Here is a 17,380-nt window from a genome sequence, read left to right as displayed (position 1 = left end):
GTGCCCACCCGGTCGCTCCGGCCTACTTCGACACGCGCTCGAGCGCGCCTACTTCGACAGCGCTCGCGCGCAATGCTCGCGAATCAGCTCGCCGATCGGTGCGCGATTGGCGTCGATGAAGAAGTGGCCACCGGGAAACGTTGTCGCGGAGAAGCTTTCGGACGTGTGCGCGCCCCACTCCTGAATCTGAGCGAGACTCGCGTCGGGATCCGCTTCGCCGGCCAGCGCGACGATCGGGCTGCCGACCCGGGCATCCGCGTCGCAGCGGTACGTCTCGATGGCGCGATAGTCGTTCCGCACGACCTCCAGGATCAACCGGCGAAATTCCGGATCCTCGAGCAACGCCGCCGGAGTGCCGCCGGACCGCACGAGGTGATCGGCCAGCTCCCGATCACTGATCTGATGTATCCGAACCTCCGGCAGCGCGGCCGAGGGTGCCCGCCGACCGGAGGCGAACAGCACGCGCGCGGTCGCTCCCATCGTCGACTCCAGCCGCCGGGAGGTCTCGAAAGCGACGACGGATCCCATGCTGTGCCCGAACAGCGAGAACGCCCGCGAGTCCCCGAGCAGGCCGGTCAGCTCGGGAAGCAGGCCGTCGACCAGCTCTCCGATATCCCCGACTAGCGGTTCGCGGCGCCTGTCCTGCCGCCCCGGGTACTGAACGGCGAGCATCTCGTAGTCCGGCCCGATGCTCTTGGCCAACGGCCCGAAGGAGATGGCCGAGCCGCCCGCGTGCGGAAAGCACACCAGTGTGTGGGCGTCGTCGCTGGGCGAGGAGGTCAAACGGCGTAGCCAACTATCAGCCATGGAGCTGTGAAGCCTTTCGTTCGAGCGGGGTTTCACCGATCAGGGCGACGGGAAAGGCATCCGCGCCACACCTGTCGGTCGCGTTCGCACGTATGAACGACTCAGGCTACCAAGCAGGCCCGGGCTGCGCTGCCCGGCATTCGCCGTGGTCATGGGCGAGCTCGACCTCGGCGCTCAGTCGCCGCTCAACGTACTGTGAAGCGTTCGCTGTGCGACACAGGAGTTTTGATGAATGCACGGCACGCGGTCCGCTGGGCGACTCAGCATGGTTTGCCGCGACTGGGTCTGCGCACCGCACCGCGCCGGTGATCCGTTCGCCCAGCTGATCGGTGGCCAGGAGGATCGCCGCCGTTCACCCGCTCCCATCCGGGGCCGCGCGCGACCGGACCGGGACGCCGGAGAGATCCGGGGCACAGGAATCGGGGTCTGCCGCGTCGTGATCTCGGTCAATAGCCTCGGGACACGTGTCTACGGCGAGGGGGCGGATCCGAATGGGGTTGCTGGCTCGCCCGAAGTCGTTGGAGGAGTTGGGCGGTCCGTTCCGGGCGGATCCGCGCCGGTCGCCGCCGGGTGACGCGGCTCTCGCGGACGCCGTGCTGGATGCGGGCGTGCGGCCCGGTGCGCGGCGATCGGGTGAGCTCGAGACGGTCCTGCTGACCGGCGCGAGTGGGTTCCTCGGCGCGTATCTGGTGCACGCGCTGGTGAGCCGTCTCGGGGTCCGGGTGCGATGCGTGGTGCGCGCCTCCGGGCCGGTGACCGCGCAGGGCAGGGTCGAGGCGGCGCTGCGCCGGCATCGACTCTGGAGCGAATCGATCATGCGGAACGTCGAGGCGATTCCCGGCGACCTGTCCGCGCCGCGGCTCGGCCTCACCGCCGCGCAGCACGACCGCCTCGCCGAAACGACGGATGCGATCGTGCACAACGGAGCCCGGGTCAATCACGCGGAACCCTATGGGCGACTTCGGACGGCCAATGTGGGCGGGACCGTCGCGATACTGCGTCTCGCCTGCCGAGGCGGTGCGACGCCCGTGCACTTCGTGTCCACGACTTCCGTTGCCGCACACGAGCACAACCCCGTCCGTGAATCGGTGCCGAGCCGTCCCGCTGTCGCCGACGGCTACGTGCTGAGCAAATGGGTGGGGGAGACGCTGGTGTCGCAGGCCGCCGCCCGCGGCCTCCCTGCCGTGATTCACCGCCCCGACCGGATCTGCGGCGGATCCACCACGGGCGCGACCGGGACGGACGACGCGTTCTGGACCATCATTCGCGCCATCGCCACACTCGGCGTCGTCCCGCCCCTCGGCGACGCGGCCGTGAGTCTCGTTCCCGCGGACTATGTCGCCTCCGCGATCGCGCACACGGTCGGCCTCCCCACCCCGGCCACCGGCCATGCCCCGGTGCACCACCTGGTCAACCACTCCGGCATTCCCCTGCACGCGGTGCTGGACCGCCTGCGCGCCAACGGGTTTCCGATCCAGATCGCCTCTGCCGAGGACTTCGTCGCCGATCTCTCCGCCGCCGCGCTCACCGATATGGGCATGGCCCGTGCCCTGATCCTGAGCCAGCTCGCCACCCCGGGCGAGAGCCAGTGGGACGATGTCGTCGCTCGCGGCGCTCTGTCCGACTCCGGAATCGCCTGCCCCCCGATGACTCTCGACCTGATCGACCGCCACATCGACTACTTGACGGAGGTGGGGTTCCTGCCGACCCCCACCGCCTGCGGCATCACCGCCTGAGCGGTTCCCGGCTCCGGCGAGGATTTTCTGTCGGTGCTCGGGCCTACCCTGATTCGACAGACGTTCCCATTGTCCGTCGATTCAAAAGAGTTGATCTCTCATGACCGTATTCGCCGTCTACGGGGCCACCGGTCATACCGGCCGCCTCGTCACCGCCGACCTCCTCGCCCGCGGTAAGCAGGTCCTGCTCTCCGGCCGGGATCCAGTTGCCCTGGCAGCCTTGGGCACCGGGCCGATTCTGCCCGCCGCCGTGGACGACCCCGCGGCCCTGCGCGCCCTCGCCGAGGCCGCCGACGTGATCGTCCACTGCGCGGGACCTTTCACCGTCACCGGCCTGCCGGTCGCCACCGCCGCCGTCGAAGGCGGTGCGCACTACGTCGATCATTCCGTCGAAGTTCATCCGGTGAAACTGCTGTTCGACACCTTCCAGGACAAGGCTCAGCGCGCCGGGATCGCCATGGTGCCCAGCGTCAGCTTCTACGGCGGCCTCGGTGACCTGCTCGCGGGCGCGAGCGCGCGCGGCATTGCCGAAATCGACCGTGTGACAGTGGCTTACCACGTGCACAACTGGATGATGACCCACGGCGCGGTCGAGACCGCCGGCCTGCTGTTCGCCGGTACCGACCGGATCGGCTATGCCGACGGCGAACCGAAGTACGGTTTCGTCGAACCCCGTCAAGCGGTGTTTGCCTTCCCTCCGCCCGTCGGCCCGCGCCCCATGATCGCCCCGGTGCCGTTCCCCGAAGCCGTCACCGTGCCTCGCCACACCCGGACCAGGGCGGTCGAAGCACAGCTCACCACCCGCACTTTCGAAGAGGATCAGGCGTTCACCAGCGAAAAGGTGGACCCCGCCGCCCGGTCCGCCAGCGAATTCACCATCGCCGCACAGATTCTCGCCGGTCCCGCGTCGACGGCCGGGTACCTGCACGGCCGCGACCTGTGGTCGGCCGCCGCCCTGGCCTCGGTGGAGGCGGCCATCCGGCTCACCGAGGGCGCGGCCAAGGCGGGAGTGTCAAGTCCCGGTGAGGTTTTCGACCCCGTCGAGTTCCTGAGCACGCTCGCCGAGCGCGGCGCGTTCACCCTCGACCTGCCCGCCACGGCGTGAGGAACACCGAGATGACCCCCATCCTCGTCACCGGCGCGGCCGGTGGAACCCAGGGCGGCACCGGTCGCCGAGTCGCCGAAACCCTACTGCGTGCGGGCCTGCCGGTCCGCGCCTTCGTGCGCGGCGACGATGCCCGTGCCGCCGAACTGAAGGACCTCGGCGCGGAGATCGCGCTGGGCGACCTGCGCGAGATCCGAGCGGTCACCCCGGCTCTGCAGGACGTCCGGCGCGCGTACTTCACCTACCCGGTCGCCGCCGGAATGCTCGACGCCGCAGCGGTTTTCGCCGCCGTGGCCCACCAGTCCGGGCTGGAACGCGTGGTCGCGGTCTCCCAACTGGGCTCCGACCCGCAGGCGGGCACCCCGCACATGCGACGGCACTGGGTGGCCGAGCAACTGCTGGACCGCGCCGGTATCGGCGCGGTCCACCTGCGGGCCGCCGTCTTCTTCGAGAACCTTCGAGTGGCCATCGGGGATACCGGCGAACTCCGGCTCCCGCTCGGATCCCCCGATACGGTCCTGCCCCTGATCGCGGGTGCGGACGTGGCCGACGTGGGCGCCGGTGTCCTGTGCGCCGACACGCCTGTCGCGCCCGTGCAGTGGCTGGCGGGCGAGATCATGACCGTCGGCGAGGCGGCCGCGATATTCGACGTCCCCTACGTGAACGTCGATCCCGAGGAATGGGCCGCCTCGGCGATGGCCCGGTACCGCGACGACGTCGTGGTGGAGCACCTCACCCACCTGTGGACCATGTTCGCCGCCATCGGTTCCGGCCACGAACTGTTCCGGGTCACCGAATCCATCGAGGAATTCACCGGCCGCCCGCCACGCACCCTGCGCGATTTCGTCGATCCCGGGTAATCCGACCCCGCGAGTCAGGCGCGGATACCCGCGAGCAACTCCTCCAGCGCCTCGACCAGATATTCGCCGATGGTCCCGACATCCGGAATCGAATCGGCGCAGGCGAGAATGCCGAAATCCAAATGGCCGTCATAGGACATGACCGTGATATTGAGCCCGCCCGAAAGGTCGGTCAGCAACGAAACCGGATAACTCGCCGTTACCCGAATTCCCGCTACATACAGCGGAATCTGCGGACCGGGAACATTCGACACGATGGTATTGGCGAACGGCAGGACAGCGGCGGCCGCGCGCAGGGCGACACGCGTGGGCGCCCCGTTCAACAGCGGCGTCAGCATTCCGGTGGCCTCGTGCATCATGGTCGAGGGCGCGGTCTGGAATCGCTCCTTCGCCTCGATGAGCCCGTCGTGCAACCGATTCAGTCGCCGCCGCGGCTCGGACTCGTCCACGGGCAGATCGCAGAACATGATCGAGAACTGATTGCCGGCGGTGCCGAGTTGCTCGGGCGTGCGCACCGAGACCGGCACCGCGGCGACCAGTGACCGGTCCGCGGGCAGGTCGTGTGCCAGCAGCCATCGCCGCAGCGCCGCGGTGCACAGCGTCATCACCACGTCGTTGACGGTTCCGCCGACGCTCTGCTTGACGAGCTTGACGTCCGCGAGCGGCACCGAGGCGAACGCCAGGCTCCGCCCGGCGGTGTTGGTCCGGTTGAAGGGCACGTCCGGATGCTTCTTGAACAGCTCGGGCAGTGTCCGCAGCAACGCCGGACCTGAGCTCGCCAGCGCGCGAATCCGATTCCTTTGGCGCTCGATGCCGTTCACCGCGCTGCGGGCCAGCATCTCGGGCAGCTCCGGGGTCCGGTTGAGCCGGACGCCCCGCACCGGTGCGGGCAGTGGCGTCGCATCGGGGACGATGTCGCAGATCGCGGCCATGATCTCGGCGGCGGACAAGCCGTCGATCAGTGCGTGATGCACCTTCATGTACAGGGCTTGGCGACCACCGGACAGCCCGGTGACGAGATGGCATTCCCACAGGGGCCGATCGCGATCCAGCGGTGAGGAATGTAGTCGGGCGACGAGATCCGCCAGATCCTGATCGCTCGCGCCGTCGGGAAACATCGTCTCCCGAACGTGGAAGCCGAGATCGATCGACGCGCTGTCGTCCCAGTACGGCAGATCCAACCCCAGTGGCACGGTGCGCAATCGCCACCGCAGCGGGGCGATCATGTGCAGGCGGCTCGCGAACAAGCGGCGTAGCGCGCCGAGGGTGAGCGGGGCGTCCTCGGGCTGGAGCATCACCACGCCACCGATGCTCATCGGCGTGGCCGGTGTTTCATTGTCCAGCAGTTGGACATCGAGCGAACTGAGCTGCCGCGTCGGGCCGGAGTCGCCCGACACCAGCATGGTCACGGCGGGAGTCGCCGTGCGGGTCTTGGTCATTCGCCCGGCGGCGTACACCTCGCCGTGGGTGGTGGTACGGATCGTCACTCGCACCGGTGCGGTATCCGAGATAGTCATCTGATCCCCTTGGCATATGCCGGGATCCCCGATCCGAGTCACGCGCACATCCGCGGAAGTCGGGTACGGAGGCACCCCGATTGTTCAGTGGATTTCCATGCATCGCGGCACGGGCGCTGAAGCCGGTTCGTCTGACTGTTCTCGGCCGACTGATCTTCCATCATCGAAGATACGGCTCGAGTGTAGTGCCTATGGCGCGGCGAATGGTCGTCCTCGCTCGACACGCACGGTAAATTGACGGAAAACATGAATGTTATTCGGCGACACAGAAAAACACTCACAGGGTTTCCGGTGCGAATGCGCCGAATGGCGCGGAGCCGAACTCGGCTAGTTCACAGCCTGGACTCGGCGGCGGCGATCCGCGCGTGAACCGCCTCGATGTCGAGGCCCAGCTTGTCGATTCGTCGCTCCATGGTGTCCCGGGCGGCGGCGCTGGTCGCGCGGCTGTACGCGCCCTCCGCCAGATCGAGTACATGCTCGAGTTCGCGGAGGTGGGCGCGTTCGGCGGCGAGATCGACGTCGGTCGAAGATGTTGACATGGGCTTGACTGTAAGGCAGCGCAGGACTACAAGGGGCAGAGTCTCCAAGCTCTCTGTCTCAGACAATGCTTGTTTCGGTGTGGTTCCGCCGCTACTGTTGGTAAATGAACGCATCTAGAGCCGTCACCGTCGACGGTCTTCCGGTCGGGGTGAGTGGGTCCTCGGACCCGCGATTCGATTCCGCTGTCAAGACTTTCGCGAGGATCTTTGCCGAGCGGACCGGAAACGGGGGTGCGCTGTCGGTGTATCTGCGGGGTGAACCGGTCGTCGATGTCTGGGCCGGTTCCGCCGACGCGGCGGGTACGCCGTGGACCCGCGATACCGGAACGATGATCTACTCGGCGTCCAAGGGCATTTCGGCGACGGTCCTGCATCGGCTGGCCGATCGCGGGATGCTCGACTACGCCGCGCCGGTCGCGGAATACTGGCCGGAATTCGCCGCGAACGGCAAGAGCCGAATCACCGTGACCCAGTTGCTGAGTCACCGTGCGGGCCTGTCGGCGCTCCCGGCGGCGAACCTGGGTGAGGTGCTCGATCACCGGCTCATGGAGGAGCGGCTGGCCGCGGCGAAGCCGGATCATCTACTGGGCAAGCCGATCTACCACGCGCTCACCATCGGCTGGTTGATGGCCGGTGTGGCCCGGGCTGTGACCGGTCGGGATATGGCCGAGCTCTACCGCACCGAGGTCGCGGAACCGCTGGGCGTCGACGGCATCCATCTGGGCCGCCCGCCCGCGGGCTCGCCCACCCTCGCCGCGGACCTGGTCGGCTCGGTGAAAACCCTTGCCGACCGCAGTATTCCGGGGCCGGTCGCCGATCGGGTGCTGCGCCTGCTGCGCACGGTGCGCGCACCGCTGGCATCCATCTATCTGCCCGGCCTGGAGGCCATCTTCCGTGGCGAGCGGCCGCCGATCCTGGACACCGCGCTGCCCGCGGGCAACGCCGTCTGCACCGCCGACGCGCTCGCCAAGATGTACAGCGCCCTGGCATGCGGCGGCATGGTGGACGGCCGGCGCTACCTCTCGGCGCGGACGGTCACCGAACTCGAGCGCATTCGCACCTACCAACTCGACCGCGCGCTGATCGTCCCGTTCTGGCATCTGGGCTACCACAGCTTCCCCTCTCCGCACGCGCCGCGCGGCTACGGTCACCTCGGCGCGTTCGGCTCGGCGGGCTGGGCCGATCCCGGATCCGGAGTCTCGGTGGGCTTCGTGCACAACCGAATGTCGCTGGGCTGGAGCGCAATCGACATGACCGTGCTGGTGCCGCTGCTGCACCTGATCCTGCGTGCCGCCCGGCTCCCGGCGGGGGAGACCGAGCGTCGCGCCCGGGGCGCGGCCTGAGGGGGAATGCTCGCGTTCGCCGGACGCGGTCGGTGACTCGACGGGATAATCGGTGCGGCCCCGCACCGGGTGTCCCGTCGAGAGGAGACCACCGTGTCGGACTCGCGTAATCAGAAATCCTTCGCCGTCGGCACCATGGCGGGCGTCAATCCGCCACTGGGAGCGGCCCGTCTAGTGGCGCGAATGGCCAAACTCGGGCGGCTGGATTCGGTTCTGGCCACCGACCACCTGATCGGGGTGTTCCCCCGCGCGGCCTGGGACGCCGAGTTCAGTATCCAGGCCAAAACCGTTCGCAGCCCCGACGAGCAGTTCGACTTCGCCCCACTGCTGGCGCATCTGGCCGCGAGCGCGGGGCGGGTGCAATTGGGTGTCGGTGCCACCGATCCCATTCGCCGCCACCCGATCCTGCTGGCGCAGACGTTCCTGACCCTGTCGCATATGACGAAGTCGCCGCCCATCCTCGGAATCGGTTCCGGCGAACGGGAGAACCTCGAGCCGTACGGCTTCGCCTGGGATCGGCCGGTCTCCCGTCTGGAAGAGGCCCTGCAGATCCTGCGCATCGCCCTGACCTCGACCGAACCCATCGATTTCTCCGGAAAGTACTACCGGATAGACCGTGGCCCAATGGATCTCACCGCCCCGCCCGGGCGCCTGCCCCAGATCTGGATCGGGGCACACGGTCCCCGCATGCTCGAACTCACCGGCCGCTACGCCGACGGCTGGTACCCCTGGGAGTCGCAATCGCCGGACGAATACGAACGGCGGCTCGGTGTCGTGCACGCCGCCGCCCGGGCGGCCGGGCGAGATCCCGACTCGATCGTGCCCGCGCAGATGGTCTCGTTCCTCACCGCCCGCACCCCCGCCGGAATCAAGAAACTCCTCGCCGCGCCCGGCGTGCGCTATCTGGGCCTGTTCGCCCCGGGCGCCGTCTGGACCCGGTGCGGGGCGAAACATCCTTTCGGAGAGGACTTCCGGGGCCTCATCGACCTGATGCCGCATCAGCTGACCAGAGCCGAGGTGCTGGCCGCCATCGCGGAGGTTCCCGACGAGGTGCTGCACGAGTGGCTCGTAATCGGTTCTCCCGCAGAGGTTCTGGCTCGGCTGCGCGCTCTCGCCGAGGCGGGTCTGCGTCACGCCATCGTCTTCCCGGCCTCGGCGATGGTCTCCAATGCCGATGCGGCCTTCGGTTACGGGACCGTTCTGTGGCTGGCCGACCGCCTGCGCCGCACGCCCGCCTGAGCACCGCCCTATTTCGAGCGATTCACCGCGACCGCTGCCCGGAACAGCTCCTGTAGCGCGTCCTCGTCGATCGCCTCGTCCTGCCGAATATCGATCGCCCGCCTGACTTTGCCATCGAGGCTCGAGTTGAACAGCCCCGCCGGATCCTCCAGCGCAGCCCCTTTGGCAAAGGTCAGCTTCACGACCTTCTGATACGGCTCCCCGGTGCAGATGAGCCCATCGCACGACCATGTCGGCACCCCGGGATTCGTGGCCTTCTTCCACTTCAATTCCTCGACCACATCCGGAACCGCGGCTTTGATCAGCTCCCGAACCCGAGCCAGCGTCTCACCCCGCCAATCACCGAGCTCTTCGATTCGCCGATCGACTTCCTCGGACGCATTGCTCATAGCCGATTCCTGTCCTGAGCATCGAGTTCGCGTATGTGCCGACTACACGATCTTGCTATCACACGTGACGGCGGCAGCGTGCGATCGACACCGCCGAGGGCTTCCGGGTGACCGAATTTCCCGGAGTGTGACTTGGATTACAGTCATGCGGTCGTCGCATCACGGCCTGAATAGACTGCGGTATCCGGCCCGACTCGGGGGAGTGACCGGATATTGCTCGGCCGCAGCGGTGGGTTCGTCCGGTTCCGAGGGGAAGTACATGTGGGTTGATCTGCGTTTGCTTCGGGAATGGTGGCGTGAGGACGTCGACTATCAGTGGGTCGTGGACGCGATCGCGTCCAGATCGGCGCTCGGCATACTGAAGGTCGCGATCGGATGGTCCGGATTGGCCGCGCCGATGATCGGTGTGCTCACGGTGTTGTCACCGGCCGGGCCGAGCACACATCTGGGCCGTACGGTGCTGTGGATTCTCATTGCCGGGGGAATCGCCTGGGCGGCGCACTGGCTGGTGCTGCCCTGGCCGGGTAAGCGCGCGTCGCTGGCGTTGGTCGCGGCGGCGGACGGGTGCGTCACCGTGATGTGCGCCGTGAGTACCGGATACGCGATCCGCTCGGTGGGGACGATTCTGCTGTTGATCGTCGGCGTCTACGTCAGCGCCTTTCACAGCCCCAAAGTCCTTGCCGCGCACACCGTATGGTCGATGGGCTCGGTGGGGGTCTTCGCCGCGCCGCTGTTCGGCAGCGGTGACACCACCTCCGCGGTCGTCATGATGCTGGGAATGGCCGCCGCCGTCGTCGTGCCGCCCGGGCTGCAATTCTGCTACTGGGTGCTGCGCAGCGAAATGCTGTCGGACCCACTGACGATGCTGCTGAGCCGGCGCGGGCTCGACTATCACGCCGCGCCGATGCTCGCGCGCCGCACACCGGTGCCCCTCGGCGTCCTGATGATCGACCTGGACCGCTTCAAGGTGGTCAACGACACCTTCGGACACTGTGCCGGTGACGACGTTCTGGTGCGCACCGCCGACCGCCTGCGCAGAGCAGCGCCCGCAGGGAGCATCGTGTCCCGGTTCGGCGGTGAGGAATTCGCGATCATCGTCCGGCTGCCCGCCGATTCGGCGTTGGCGGCGGCGGACCGCCTGCGCTGCGCCGTTGCCGAACCGATCGGATCGATCTCGGTCACCGCGAGTATCGGACTCGCACTGGTGAACCGGGACGTGGCCGGTGAGCGCAACCGGTGCTCGCTGCGCGAGGTCATCCGGTCCGCGGATCAGGCGATGTACCAGGCGAAGCAGCAGGGCGGGGACGCCGTCGTGGTCGCGGGCACGCTCTCACCCGCCGATCCCGAACGACTGGCCCATCATCGCCCCGGCCGTTTCCTGAAGCTTTCCCGCTTCCCGGGGTGATGCGGCGACCTGTATCTCTGACCCGGCTCAGCCCAGAATCCCCGTCTCCCGGGCTCGCCGCACCGCGTCCCGGCGCTTGGTGACCTGCAACTTGGTCAGAATCGCCGACACGTGATGGTCGACGGTCTTCACCGAAAGATAGAGCCGCTCGGCCAGTTCGGCATTGGTGAGGCCGGTCTCGAGTAGTCGCAGCACCTCGATCTGCCGGGTGGTCAGACCGGCTGGATTGGCCCGGGTGGTGGCCCGTCGCGGCGCCGGGACATCGCGCGCCCCAGCGGCTCTCAACTCGAAGCGCACCTTGCCCGCCACCGCGTCGGCTCCGAGCCGATCGAGAATATCCAGCGCCCGCCGCGCGAGCCCCGACTCGCCCGACTCCGCCAAGGCGAGGGCGGCGTCGTACGGCGTCGACAGCCGTTCGAACGCGTTCGCCGCATCCTCGAACCGGCCCTGGGCCAGCAGCCGATAGGGCTCGGCCACCTCCGCGGTCGCGGTGTCGTCGCCGATCCGTCGCAGCCACATCGCCAATTCCCCACGCGCCCATTCGAGCCCGGTGATCGGCACCGTGCCCAGCAGTGCCCGGCACTCGTCCAGGCGCGCGTCGGCCACCCCGGTCAGCCACGTCTTCTCCACGATCGCCGCCGCCACCGGCAGCATTCGCACGGGCTCCCCGTATCGGCAGGCGAGCCGCCACGCTTCCTCGATACCGCCGCCGTCGTCCCCGGACCGGCGCAAGGCCACCATCGCTCGAATCAGCAGCGGCCATCCCCGGGCCAGTGGCGCGCTGGGACTGTCGAGCACCGAGTCGGCATCCGCGATCGCGCCGTTCCAATCCCCGACGAGCAGCTTCAATCGGCTGCGCGAACCCAGTTGCACTACACGGCACACCGGCAGGTCGTGCTCGACCATGAGTGGGATGCACACCTCGAGCAGGTCCGCGGCCGCGTCGAGTCGGCGCTGTTCGACGTCGAAGAAGGACAGGTTCGTGTAGCCGCTGGAGTAGACCTCGTCGATGTGCTCGGGCCCGGCCGCGAGGACCTCCAGCAGTTCGTGGCGTGCGATCTGCTGTCCGCCCAGGACCGCGCAGTACCCCTCGATCAGCGAGACCCGCACCCGCAGCGCGGGATCCTCTGCCTTGGCGGCGATCTCGCGGGCTCGCTCGAGCAGTTGCGTCGCGGAATCGAGCCGGCTCGCCTGAACCGCCAGGAAAGCCTGTAGTGCGAACGCGTGCCCTACTCGCGCGAGCAGCACCGGCTCATCGGTTCCCGCGTCGGCGTCGAGCACCGAAATAGCCGCGGCGACATGGTCGTCGGCGGCCCGGCGGTTGGAGTTGTACCACTCGTACACCGCGAGCGCGTGATGATCCGCGCTCACCGCCACGCGGGCGCTCATGGCCTCGCGCAACTCCATCGCCCGTCGGCAGGACACGATCGCATCGTCGAGCTGATCGGTCAGGTAGTACTCGGCGGCAAGCAGTTCCAGCAGCTCGGCCTCCGTCTCGCTCGGGAGCCGATGCTGATCCAGCGCGATCCGGAAGAACTCGGTCGCCTGGGTGTGCGCCCCCGACCGGGCCGAGGCCCGGCCCGCGTCGGCGGCCGCCTCGCTGATCAGCACCCGGTCACCGGCCCCGAGGGCATGATGGGTGATCACCGCCGGATCGGGATGCGCCGCCGCGTAATGCGCGTCGATGAACCGCCGATGCAAACCCGGCTCGGCCCCGGGCGGAATCACGCTGGTGACGGCCAACCGGCACAGATCGTGCCGGAACGCCACGCCGCGATCGTTGCGCCGGATCAGCTTCGCGTCGTCGAGTGCGCGCAGCGCCGGCAGTGTCACTCCCAGATCGGTGAGCAGATGATCCGCGATCGCTCCCGGCGCGCAGGTGAGCAGATGCAGCAGATCCCATGCCGGAACATCGAGTCCGGCCGTGCGAGCCAGAATCGCATCCCGGACCGTGGTCGGCAGCTCACCCGTGCGGTGGTCCAGCATCTCGCAGACGAAGAACGCGTTCCCGCCCGTAACCCGGTGCAGCCACTCCGGATCCACGTCCCGGTCCGCGGCCAGCGTCGTCACCGCGCCCAGGCTCAGCGGCGGCAATGTCAATGATCGGGCGTGCGGTGACCGCGCGACATCGCCGAGCAGTCCGCGCAGCGGATGCGTCACGCCCACTTCGTCATCGCGCGCGATCCCGATCAGCAGCAAAGGGGTCTGTGCCGCCCGCCGCAGCAGGAACCGGAACAGGTCGATGGTGCCCTGATCGGCCCAGTGCAGGTCGTCGAGCACCAGGATCGTCGGCTCGGTCCGCAGGTCCTCGAACACCGCCGCGAAGATGTCGTAGGGCTGATCGCCGTTCCGCAGCAGCGCCTGCGTCGCGCCGTCGAGGCGAGGTGCGAGATCGTGCAGTGGTCCCAGCGGTCTGGGAGTGGACAGCGGATCGCACGCTCCCCACAGCACTCTGCCGTTCGCGTCGTGGCGTTCGAGGAACGCCTCGACGAACGAGGTCTTGCCGCCACCGGATTCACCGCAGACCAGAACGGCCGCGCCCTGTCCGGCGCGCGCCGCGGTTGCCAGAGTCGCGAGCTCTCCGAGCTCGTACTCGCGCTCGGTGAGCATCACAGGGTGGATATTACCGGCCCGAATCTCGCCCGACCAGCGCTGTTACCCGAGCGGGCCGACCGGGCCACCGGATCGAAGATAGGGAATCACTCCCCATGACCTTCGCGTCCGGATAGCCGACCGTAGTAGTCACCGGTCGCCATCCAGAGGCCGCGAGACACAACTCCGACGAACGACACGACAGGACCGAACCCTCATGAAGCGCTTCCTCATCGAACGGGAAATCCCCGGCGCGGCGGACCTCACCGAGGCAGATCTCGCCGCCATCGCCCAGAAGTCCAATGCCGCAATGGCCTCGCTCGGTGTTCCCTACACGTGGATCACCAGCTTCGTCGCCGGTGACAAGATCTACTGCCTGCACGAGAGCGATGACGAGGACGCCATCCGCGAGCACGCCCGCCGCGGCGGTTTCCCCGCGAACGTCGTCTCGGTGGTGGCCAACGAATTCGGCCCCCACACCGCCGGGTAGGTAGACGTGGAGGTTCCCGTGGTTGCGGGTGCGGTCGCGACCGCGGTCTTCGCCTCCAGCACACTGCCGATGTTGGTGAAGGCGGTACGCACGAAAGACGTGAGCTCCTACAGTCCGAGCAATATCGCCCTCGCCAACATCGGCAACATCATCTACATGGTGTACGTGCTGCATTTGCCGCCGGGCCCGATCTGGGCACTACACCTGTTCCACACGCTGAGCTCGGCGCTGATGTTGATCTGGTACCTGCGGTACGTGGTCCTGGCTCGGCGTAGCGAGGCTGAGATCCACTGAGAGCGTGACGATTTCGTGCGGGGGCGGAGTCGGGACCTCGGTCGCCGCGCGGTCGGGTGCGCGCGGGTGGTTGGGCTCGCGTGTGCACCACCCTCAGTCCGTTCCGGCTCGTCCCGTCTGATCGGTGTCACTCCCGAACCCGACGGCGTATGCGTCCCTCGGCATTACGACATGCTCGGTGCCGTAATTGTCTGTGACGGCTTGTTTCTCGATAAATCGCCAGGTCAGCGTGGTCTTATCGGCGGTTCGTGAGCAATGACTCATGCGGCGTGTTGAACGGTTTCGGGTTTGCGGGACTAGCCTAGCGACATGTCGGCAAACTATCGGTGGCCTGTTGAAAGGCCTAGCGGTCAGAGTGAGTCAGGGGCGGCTCCGAGCGGAAACGTTTGCGGATCGTGAGTACCGTGAGCGCTTTCGAGCGATCCAGGGACGTGGACGTCGCCACTGGTCAGGCGCAGATCGTCGCGCTGTGCAATCAGAAGGGCGGGGTCGGTAAGACCACGTCGACCATCAATCTCGGTGCCGCACTGGCGGAGCAGGGCCTGCGGGTGCTGCTGGTGGATCTCGATCCGCAGGGTGCGCTGTCGGCCGGGCTGGGTGTGGCCGTCAACGAACTCGAATTGACGGTGTACGACCTGCTCGGGAAATCGGCGCCCTCGATCGACGACGTGCTGCTGCGGACCGGCGTCGAGAGAATGGATCTGCTGCCGAGCAATATCGACCTGTCCGCCACGGAGATTCAGCTCGTCAACGAGGTCGGTCGCGAGCAGGCGTTGCGGCGGGCACTGGATCCCGTCCGGGACCGGTACGACTACATCCTCATCGACTGCCAGCCCTCGCTGAGCCTGCTCACGGTGAACGCACTCGCGTGCGCGGACGGCGTGATCATTCCGATGGAGTGCGAGTTCTTCTCGCTCCGCGGCCTCGCCCTGCTCAACGACACCATGGAGAAGGTCCGCGACAGACTGAATCCCGCGCTCAACCTCTTCGGGATCGTCGTGACCATGTACGACCGCCGCCTGCTGCATTCGCGTCAGGTTCAGGCGCGGGTCGTGGAAGTCTTCGGCGACAAGGTCTACGACACCATGATCTCGCGCACGGTCCGTTTCCCCGACGCCAGCATCGCCGGCGAACCGATCACCAGTTGGGCGCCCTCGTCCACGGGTGCCGATCAGTACCGGGCATTGGCCAAGGAGGTCATCGCCCGCTCCGGCCGCTGAGCACCTTCTCGGGCCGACACGCTCTTCGCCGACCGCACGGGTTCGCCCACAGGCCCGTGTGGTCGGTTTTCGCGTGTCGCAGACCGTTTTCCGGGCATTGACTCTGTCCCGCCGTGCCGCCGATAATTTGTTGATCCTGAAGGAGTCCTCATGGATCTCTCGGCACCCGTGTGCATTGTCGGCGCCGGTCAAAGCGGAATCATCACGGCGGCGAAGCTGCGTGATCTCGGCTACCGGAATATCGAAATCTTCGAAGCGGGTCCACAATTGGGTGGATACTGCGAAACCGTCACCCTGGACGGGGATGTCTACGACTTCCAGTCGCACCTCATCGTGCAGCAGGATTTCGGTGCGGACATCGCAGGAACCGCCATCGACGAGTTGACCAGCAGGTTCGGCACGGAACTGCAGACCGAGATCCTGTACTTCGTGTCGAGATCCGAATCGGGCAAGCCGCAGATAGCGATTCCGCCGCACTTCGTGCCTCTGCTCGGAATGCTGACACCCGAGCAAGCCGTGGATCAGCTGTGCCAGGCCTGGAACATCATCGAACGAGCGGTGCGGAACAGGCGTGGCCCGGGCCTGGCCGGACTGGACTTCGACCGGACCCCCGGCGAGACCTGGGAGACATACCGGACTCGCCACGCGCCCCTGGTGGGGGAGATCCTGCAGGGTCTGACGCTCTACTCGAACATGCGCCGCCCGCGGCAGCCTGCCGAGACGGTCATCAATATCAACGCGCACATTTCCGGGCACGTGTCACAGCTGGCGAAAATGCTGCTCTCCGCCTACCCGGCACAGCGAGAGGAGTTGCTGACGCGCATGCCGGAAACCCTGATCGCGCAAATGAGTTCGCGGCGGCCGGTCAGTCGGAGCTTCCGGCAGGGGTTCATCACGATGCTGCGGAGGATCGTCGAGGAGTGTCGGCTGCAGGTGTCGTTGAACAGCAGGGTGACCCGCGTCGAGCCGGTGCGTGACGGGGAAGTCCTGCTCACCTACACGGCCGATGGAGTCGAGCGCACCCGGACCTTTTCACGGGTGATCATCACCGCGAGACCGGCGCAGATCCGGGACATGTTCCCGGCTGGGGACATCCACGAACTCTTCTCCGAACGGAACTGTCCGCGGGCGTGGACTCGCAGTTACCTGTTTCGGGTACCGGGTGAGCTGATCACGTTTCCCCGTCGCGCCGGAGCCGATGAACCTCTGGGGTTCTGGGTGATCGATCCCTACGGCAGCTACACAGATACCGATCCCGCGCAGGCCATGCATCGGATCACGGCTGTCAACAAGCAGCACCCGGGGGCGTATTGGGTGGGGTTCAGCAACTCTGATCTGTCTGTCTCGGATGCCGAGGCGTGGGCTGTGGCGAGAGACAGCTTGTTCCTGTTCGAGGATGCGGAGTTGGTTGCGGAGACTGTTGCGGAGTGGCCGGTGTATCCCAGTGCGGCTGCGATGCGGGATGGGTGGTTCGGGCGGGTGGAAGGTGTTCAGGGGAGGGGTGGGATCTACTTTGTCGGTGAGGTTCTCTCGGGGCCTACTGCGGAGTGCATCAGTTCGTTTGTGCGGGATGTGGTTCCGGGGTGGTTCGGGGGTGGGGAATGGTGGGAGTTAGGGGATAAGAGTTAAAGATAACAAGATCAAAGACAAGAGATGCCTGGAAGAGAAGGGAAGAAGTGCCCGCGCAAACGGCGGTTTCCAGGTCTGCCGGATGTCGGGTGTGGAGAGGGGGTGCGGGGCACTCTTGGGGCAGTAGGGCGTGCGGGTCAGTAGGGCATGTGGGTGGTGGTCCTGGAGTGCCCGAGTGGTGACCACAGCCATCCAGCCCGGCTGGGACGAGAGAG

General features: G+C 67.1%; 15 protein-coding genes. 10 read left to right on the top strand and 5 right to left on the bottom strand.

What is annotated here, in order from left to right; all coding sequences use genetic code 11:
* Window positions 1–48: 48 nt before the first annotated feature.
* Complete coding sequence (locus NJ1_RS31930) at window positions 49–807, bottom strand: thioesterase II family protein (RefSeq protein ID WP_067701966.1); 759 nt, start codon at window positions 805–807, stop codon at window positions 49–51.
* A 464-nt stretch (window positions 808–1,271) separates the two neighbouring features.
* Here NJ1_RS31930 and NJ1_RS31925 point away from each other — a divergent pair, with 464 nt between their 5' ends.
* The 3 genes from NJ1_RS31925 (at window position 1,272) to NJ1_RS31915 (ending at window position 4,508) form a co-directional block, all read left to right on the top strand.
* Window positions 1,272–2,543: an SDR family oxidoreductase gene (locus tag NJ1_RS31925; RefSeq protein WP_157574410.1), complete on the top strand. Its 1,272-nt coding sequence runs from the start codon at window positions 1,272–1,274 to the stop codon at window positions 2,541–2,543.
* A gap of 100 nt (window positions 2,544–2,643) precedes the next feature.
* A complete protein-coding gene (locus tag NJ1_RS31920) occupies window positions 2,644–3,648 on the top strand; it encodes a saccharopine dehydrogenase NADP-binding domain-containing protein (protein WP_067701960.1) in 1,005 nt (334 codons plus the stop codon).
* An 11-nt stretch (window positions 3,649–3,659) separates the two neighbouring features.
* Window positions 3,660–4,508 carry an NAD(P)H-binding protein gene (locus NJ1_RS31915; RefSeq protein WP_157574408.1) on the top strand — a complete coding sequence of 283 codons (849 nt, stop codon included), beginning with the start codon at window positions 3,660–3,662 and terminating at the stop codon, window positions 4,506–4,508.
* Between the two features lie 14 nt (window positions 4,509–4,522).
* On the opposite strand, the gene NJ1_RS31910 is transcribed toward NJ1_RS31915, so the two are convergent.
* Window positions 4,523–6,025 carry a WS/DGAT/MGAT family O-acyltransferase gene (locus tag NJ1_RS31910; RefSeq protein ID WP_084479077.1) on the bottom strand — a complete coding sequence of 501 codons (1,503 nt, stop codon included), beginning with the start codon at window positions 6,023–6,025 and terminating at the stop codon, window positions 4,523–4,525.
* 332 nt (window positions 6,026–6,357) lie between these two features.
* Entirely contained in the window at window positions 6,358–6,564 is a 207-nt protein-coding gene (locus NJ1_RS31905) for a hypothetical protein (RefSeq protein WP_067701954.1), read from the bottom strand.
* Between the two features lie 104 nt (window positions 6,565–6,668).
* Between NJ1_RS31905 and NJ1_RS31900 the strand changes: the two genes are divergently transcribed.
* Together NJ1_RS31900 and NJ1_RS31895 are read left to right on the top strand one after the other, a co-directional pair.
* Window positions 6,669–7,907: a serine hydrolase domain-containing protein gene (locus NJ1_RS31900; RefSeq protein ID WP_067701951.1), complete on the top strand. Its 1,239-nt coding sequence runs from the start codon at window positions 6,669–6,671 to the stop codon at window positions 7,905–7,907.
* 93 nt (window positions 7,908–8,000) lie between these two features.
* A complete protein-coding gene (locus tag NJ1_RS31895; protein ID WP_157574406.1) occupies window positions 8,001–9,146 on the top strand; it encodes an LLM class flavin-dependent oxidoreductase in 1,146 nt (381 codons plus the stop codon).
* 8 nt (window positions 9,147–9,154) lie between these two features.
* Here the strand turns inward: NJ1_RS31895 and NJ1_RS31890 are convergent, their stop codons facing one another.
* Window positions 9,155–9,535 carry a DUF1801 domain-containing protein gene (locus tag NJ1_RS31890; protein ID WP_067701948.1) on the bottom strand — a complete coding sequence of 127 codons (381 nt, stop codon included), beginning with the start codon at window positions 9,533–9,535 and terminating at the stop codon, window positions 9,155–9,157.
* 259 nt (window positions 9,536–9,794) lie between these two features.
* On the opposite strand from NJ1_RS31890, the gene NJ1_RS31885 reads away from it, so the two are divergent.
* The gene (locus tag NJ1_RS31885) at window positions 9,795–10,940 is read left to right on the top strand and encodes a GGDEF domain-containing protein (protein WP_169813228.1); all 1,146 of its coding nucleotides are present in this window, start codon (window positions 9,795–9,797) and stop codon (window positions 10,938–10,940) included.
* Window positions 10,941–10,967: 27 nt separating this feature from the next.
* On the opposite strand, the gene NJ1_RS31880 is transcribed toward NJ1_RS31885, so the two are convergent.
* The gene (locus NJ1_RS31880) at window positions 10,968–13,550 is read right to left on the bottom strand and encodes an ATP-binding protein (RefSeq protein WP_245717679.1); all 2,583 of its coding nucleotides are present in this window, start codon (window positions 13,548–13,550) and stop codon (window positions 10,968–10,970) included.
* Window positions 13,551–13,749: 199 nt separating this feature from the next.
* Here NJ1_RS31880 and NJ1_RS31875 point away from each other — a divergent pair, with 199 nt between their 5' ends.
* From NJ1_RS31875 to NJ1_RS31860, 4 genes are all read left to right on the top strand, one after another.
* Entirely contained in the window at window positions 13,750–14,022 is a 273-nt protein-coding gene (locus tag NJ1_RS31875) for a DUF4242 domain-containing protein (RefSeq protein WP_067701937.1), read from the top strand.
* 18 nt (window positions 14,023–14,040) lie between these two features.
* Window positions 14,041–14,316: a PQ-loop repeat-containing protein gene (locus tag NJ1_RS31870; RefSeq protein ID WP_245717678.1), complete on the top strand. Its 276-nt coding sequence runs from the start codon at window positions 14,041–14,043 to the stop codon at window positions 14,314–14,316.
* A 404-nt stretch (window positions 14,317–14,720) separates the two neighbouring features.
* Window positions 14,721–15,536, top strand: a complete 816-nt coding sequence (locus NJ1_RS31865) for a ParA family protein (protein WP_245717677.1) — start codon at window positions 14,721–14,723, stop codon at window positions 15,534–15,536.
* 150 nt (window positions 15,537–15,686) lie between these two features.
* Window positions 15,687–17,165 carry an NAD(P)/FAD-dependent oxidoreductase gene (locus NJ1_RS31860; RefSeq protein ID WP_067701928.1) on the top strand — a complete coding sequence of 493 codons (1,479 nt, stop codon included), beginning with the start codon at window positions 15,687–15,689 and terminating at the stop codon, window positions 17,163–17,165.
* Window positions 17,166–17,380 lie beyond the last annotated feature (215 nt).

It is taken from the genome of Nocardia jejuensis NBRC 103114, from assembly GCF_001613145.1.
GTDB lineage: Bacteria > Actinomycetota > Actinomycetes > Mycobacteriales > Mycobacteriaceae > Nocardia > Nocardia jejuensis.
The sequence above is the reverse complement of the archived record's forward strand: the minus strand, read 5'-3'. Positions and strand labels throughout refer to the sequence as shown.

What these genes read in the sequence shown, in the direction of transcription:
- NJ1_RS31930 (WP_067701966.1), bottom strand. Translation starts at nt 807, where the DNA reads ATGGCTGATAGTTGGCTACGCCGTTTGACCTCCTCGCCCAGCGACGAC.
- NJ1_RS31920 (WP_067701960.1), top strand. Translation starts at nt 2,644, where the DNA reads ATGACCGTATTCGCCGTCTACGGGGCCACCGGTCATACCGGCCGCCTC.
- NJ1_RS31915 (WP_157574408.1), top strand. Translation starts at nt 3,660, where the DNA reads ATGACCCCCATCCTCGTCACCGGCGCGGCCGGTGGAACCCAGGGCGGC.
- NJ1_RS31910 (WP_084479077.1), bottom strand. Translation starts at nt 6,025, where the DNA reads ATGACTATCTCGGATACCGCACCGGTGCGAGTGACGATCCGTACCACC.
- NJ1_RS31905 (WP_067701954.1), bottom strand. Translation starts at nt 6,564, where the DNA reads ATGTCAACATCTTCGACCGACGTCGATCTCGCCGCCGAACGCGCCCAC.
- NJ1_RS31900 (WP_067701951.1), top strand. Translation starts at nt 6,669, where the DNA reads ATGAACGCATCTAGAGCCGTCACCGTCGACGGTCTTCCGGTCGGGGTG.
- NJ1_RS31890 (WP_067701948.1), bottom strand. Translation starts at nt 9,535, where the DNA reads ATGAGCAATGCGTCCGAGGAAGTCGATCGGCGAATCGAAGAGCTCGGT.
- NJ1_RS31885 (WP_169813228.1), top strand. Translation starts at nt 9,795, where the DNA reads ATGTGGGTTGATCTGCGTTTGCTTCGGGAATGGTGGCGTGAGGACGTC.
- NJ1_RS31880 (WP_245717679.1), bottom strand. Translation starts at nt 13,550, where the DNA reads ATGCTCACCGAGCGCGAGTACGAGCTCGGAGAGCTCGCGACTCTGGCA.
- NJ1_RS31875 (WP_067701937.1), top strand. Translation starts at nt 13,750, where the DNA reads ATGAAGCGCTTCCTCATCGAACGGGAAATCCCCGGCGCGGCGGACCTC.
- NJ1_RS31860 (WP_067701928.1), top strand. Translation starts at nt 15,687, where the DNA reads ATGGATCTCTCGGCACCCGTGTGCATTGTCGGCGCCGGTCAAAGCGGA.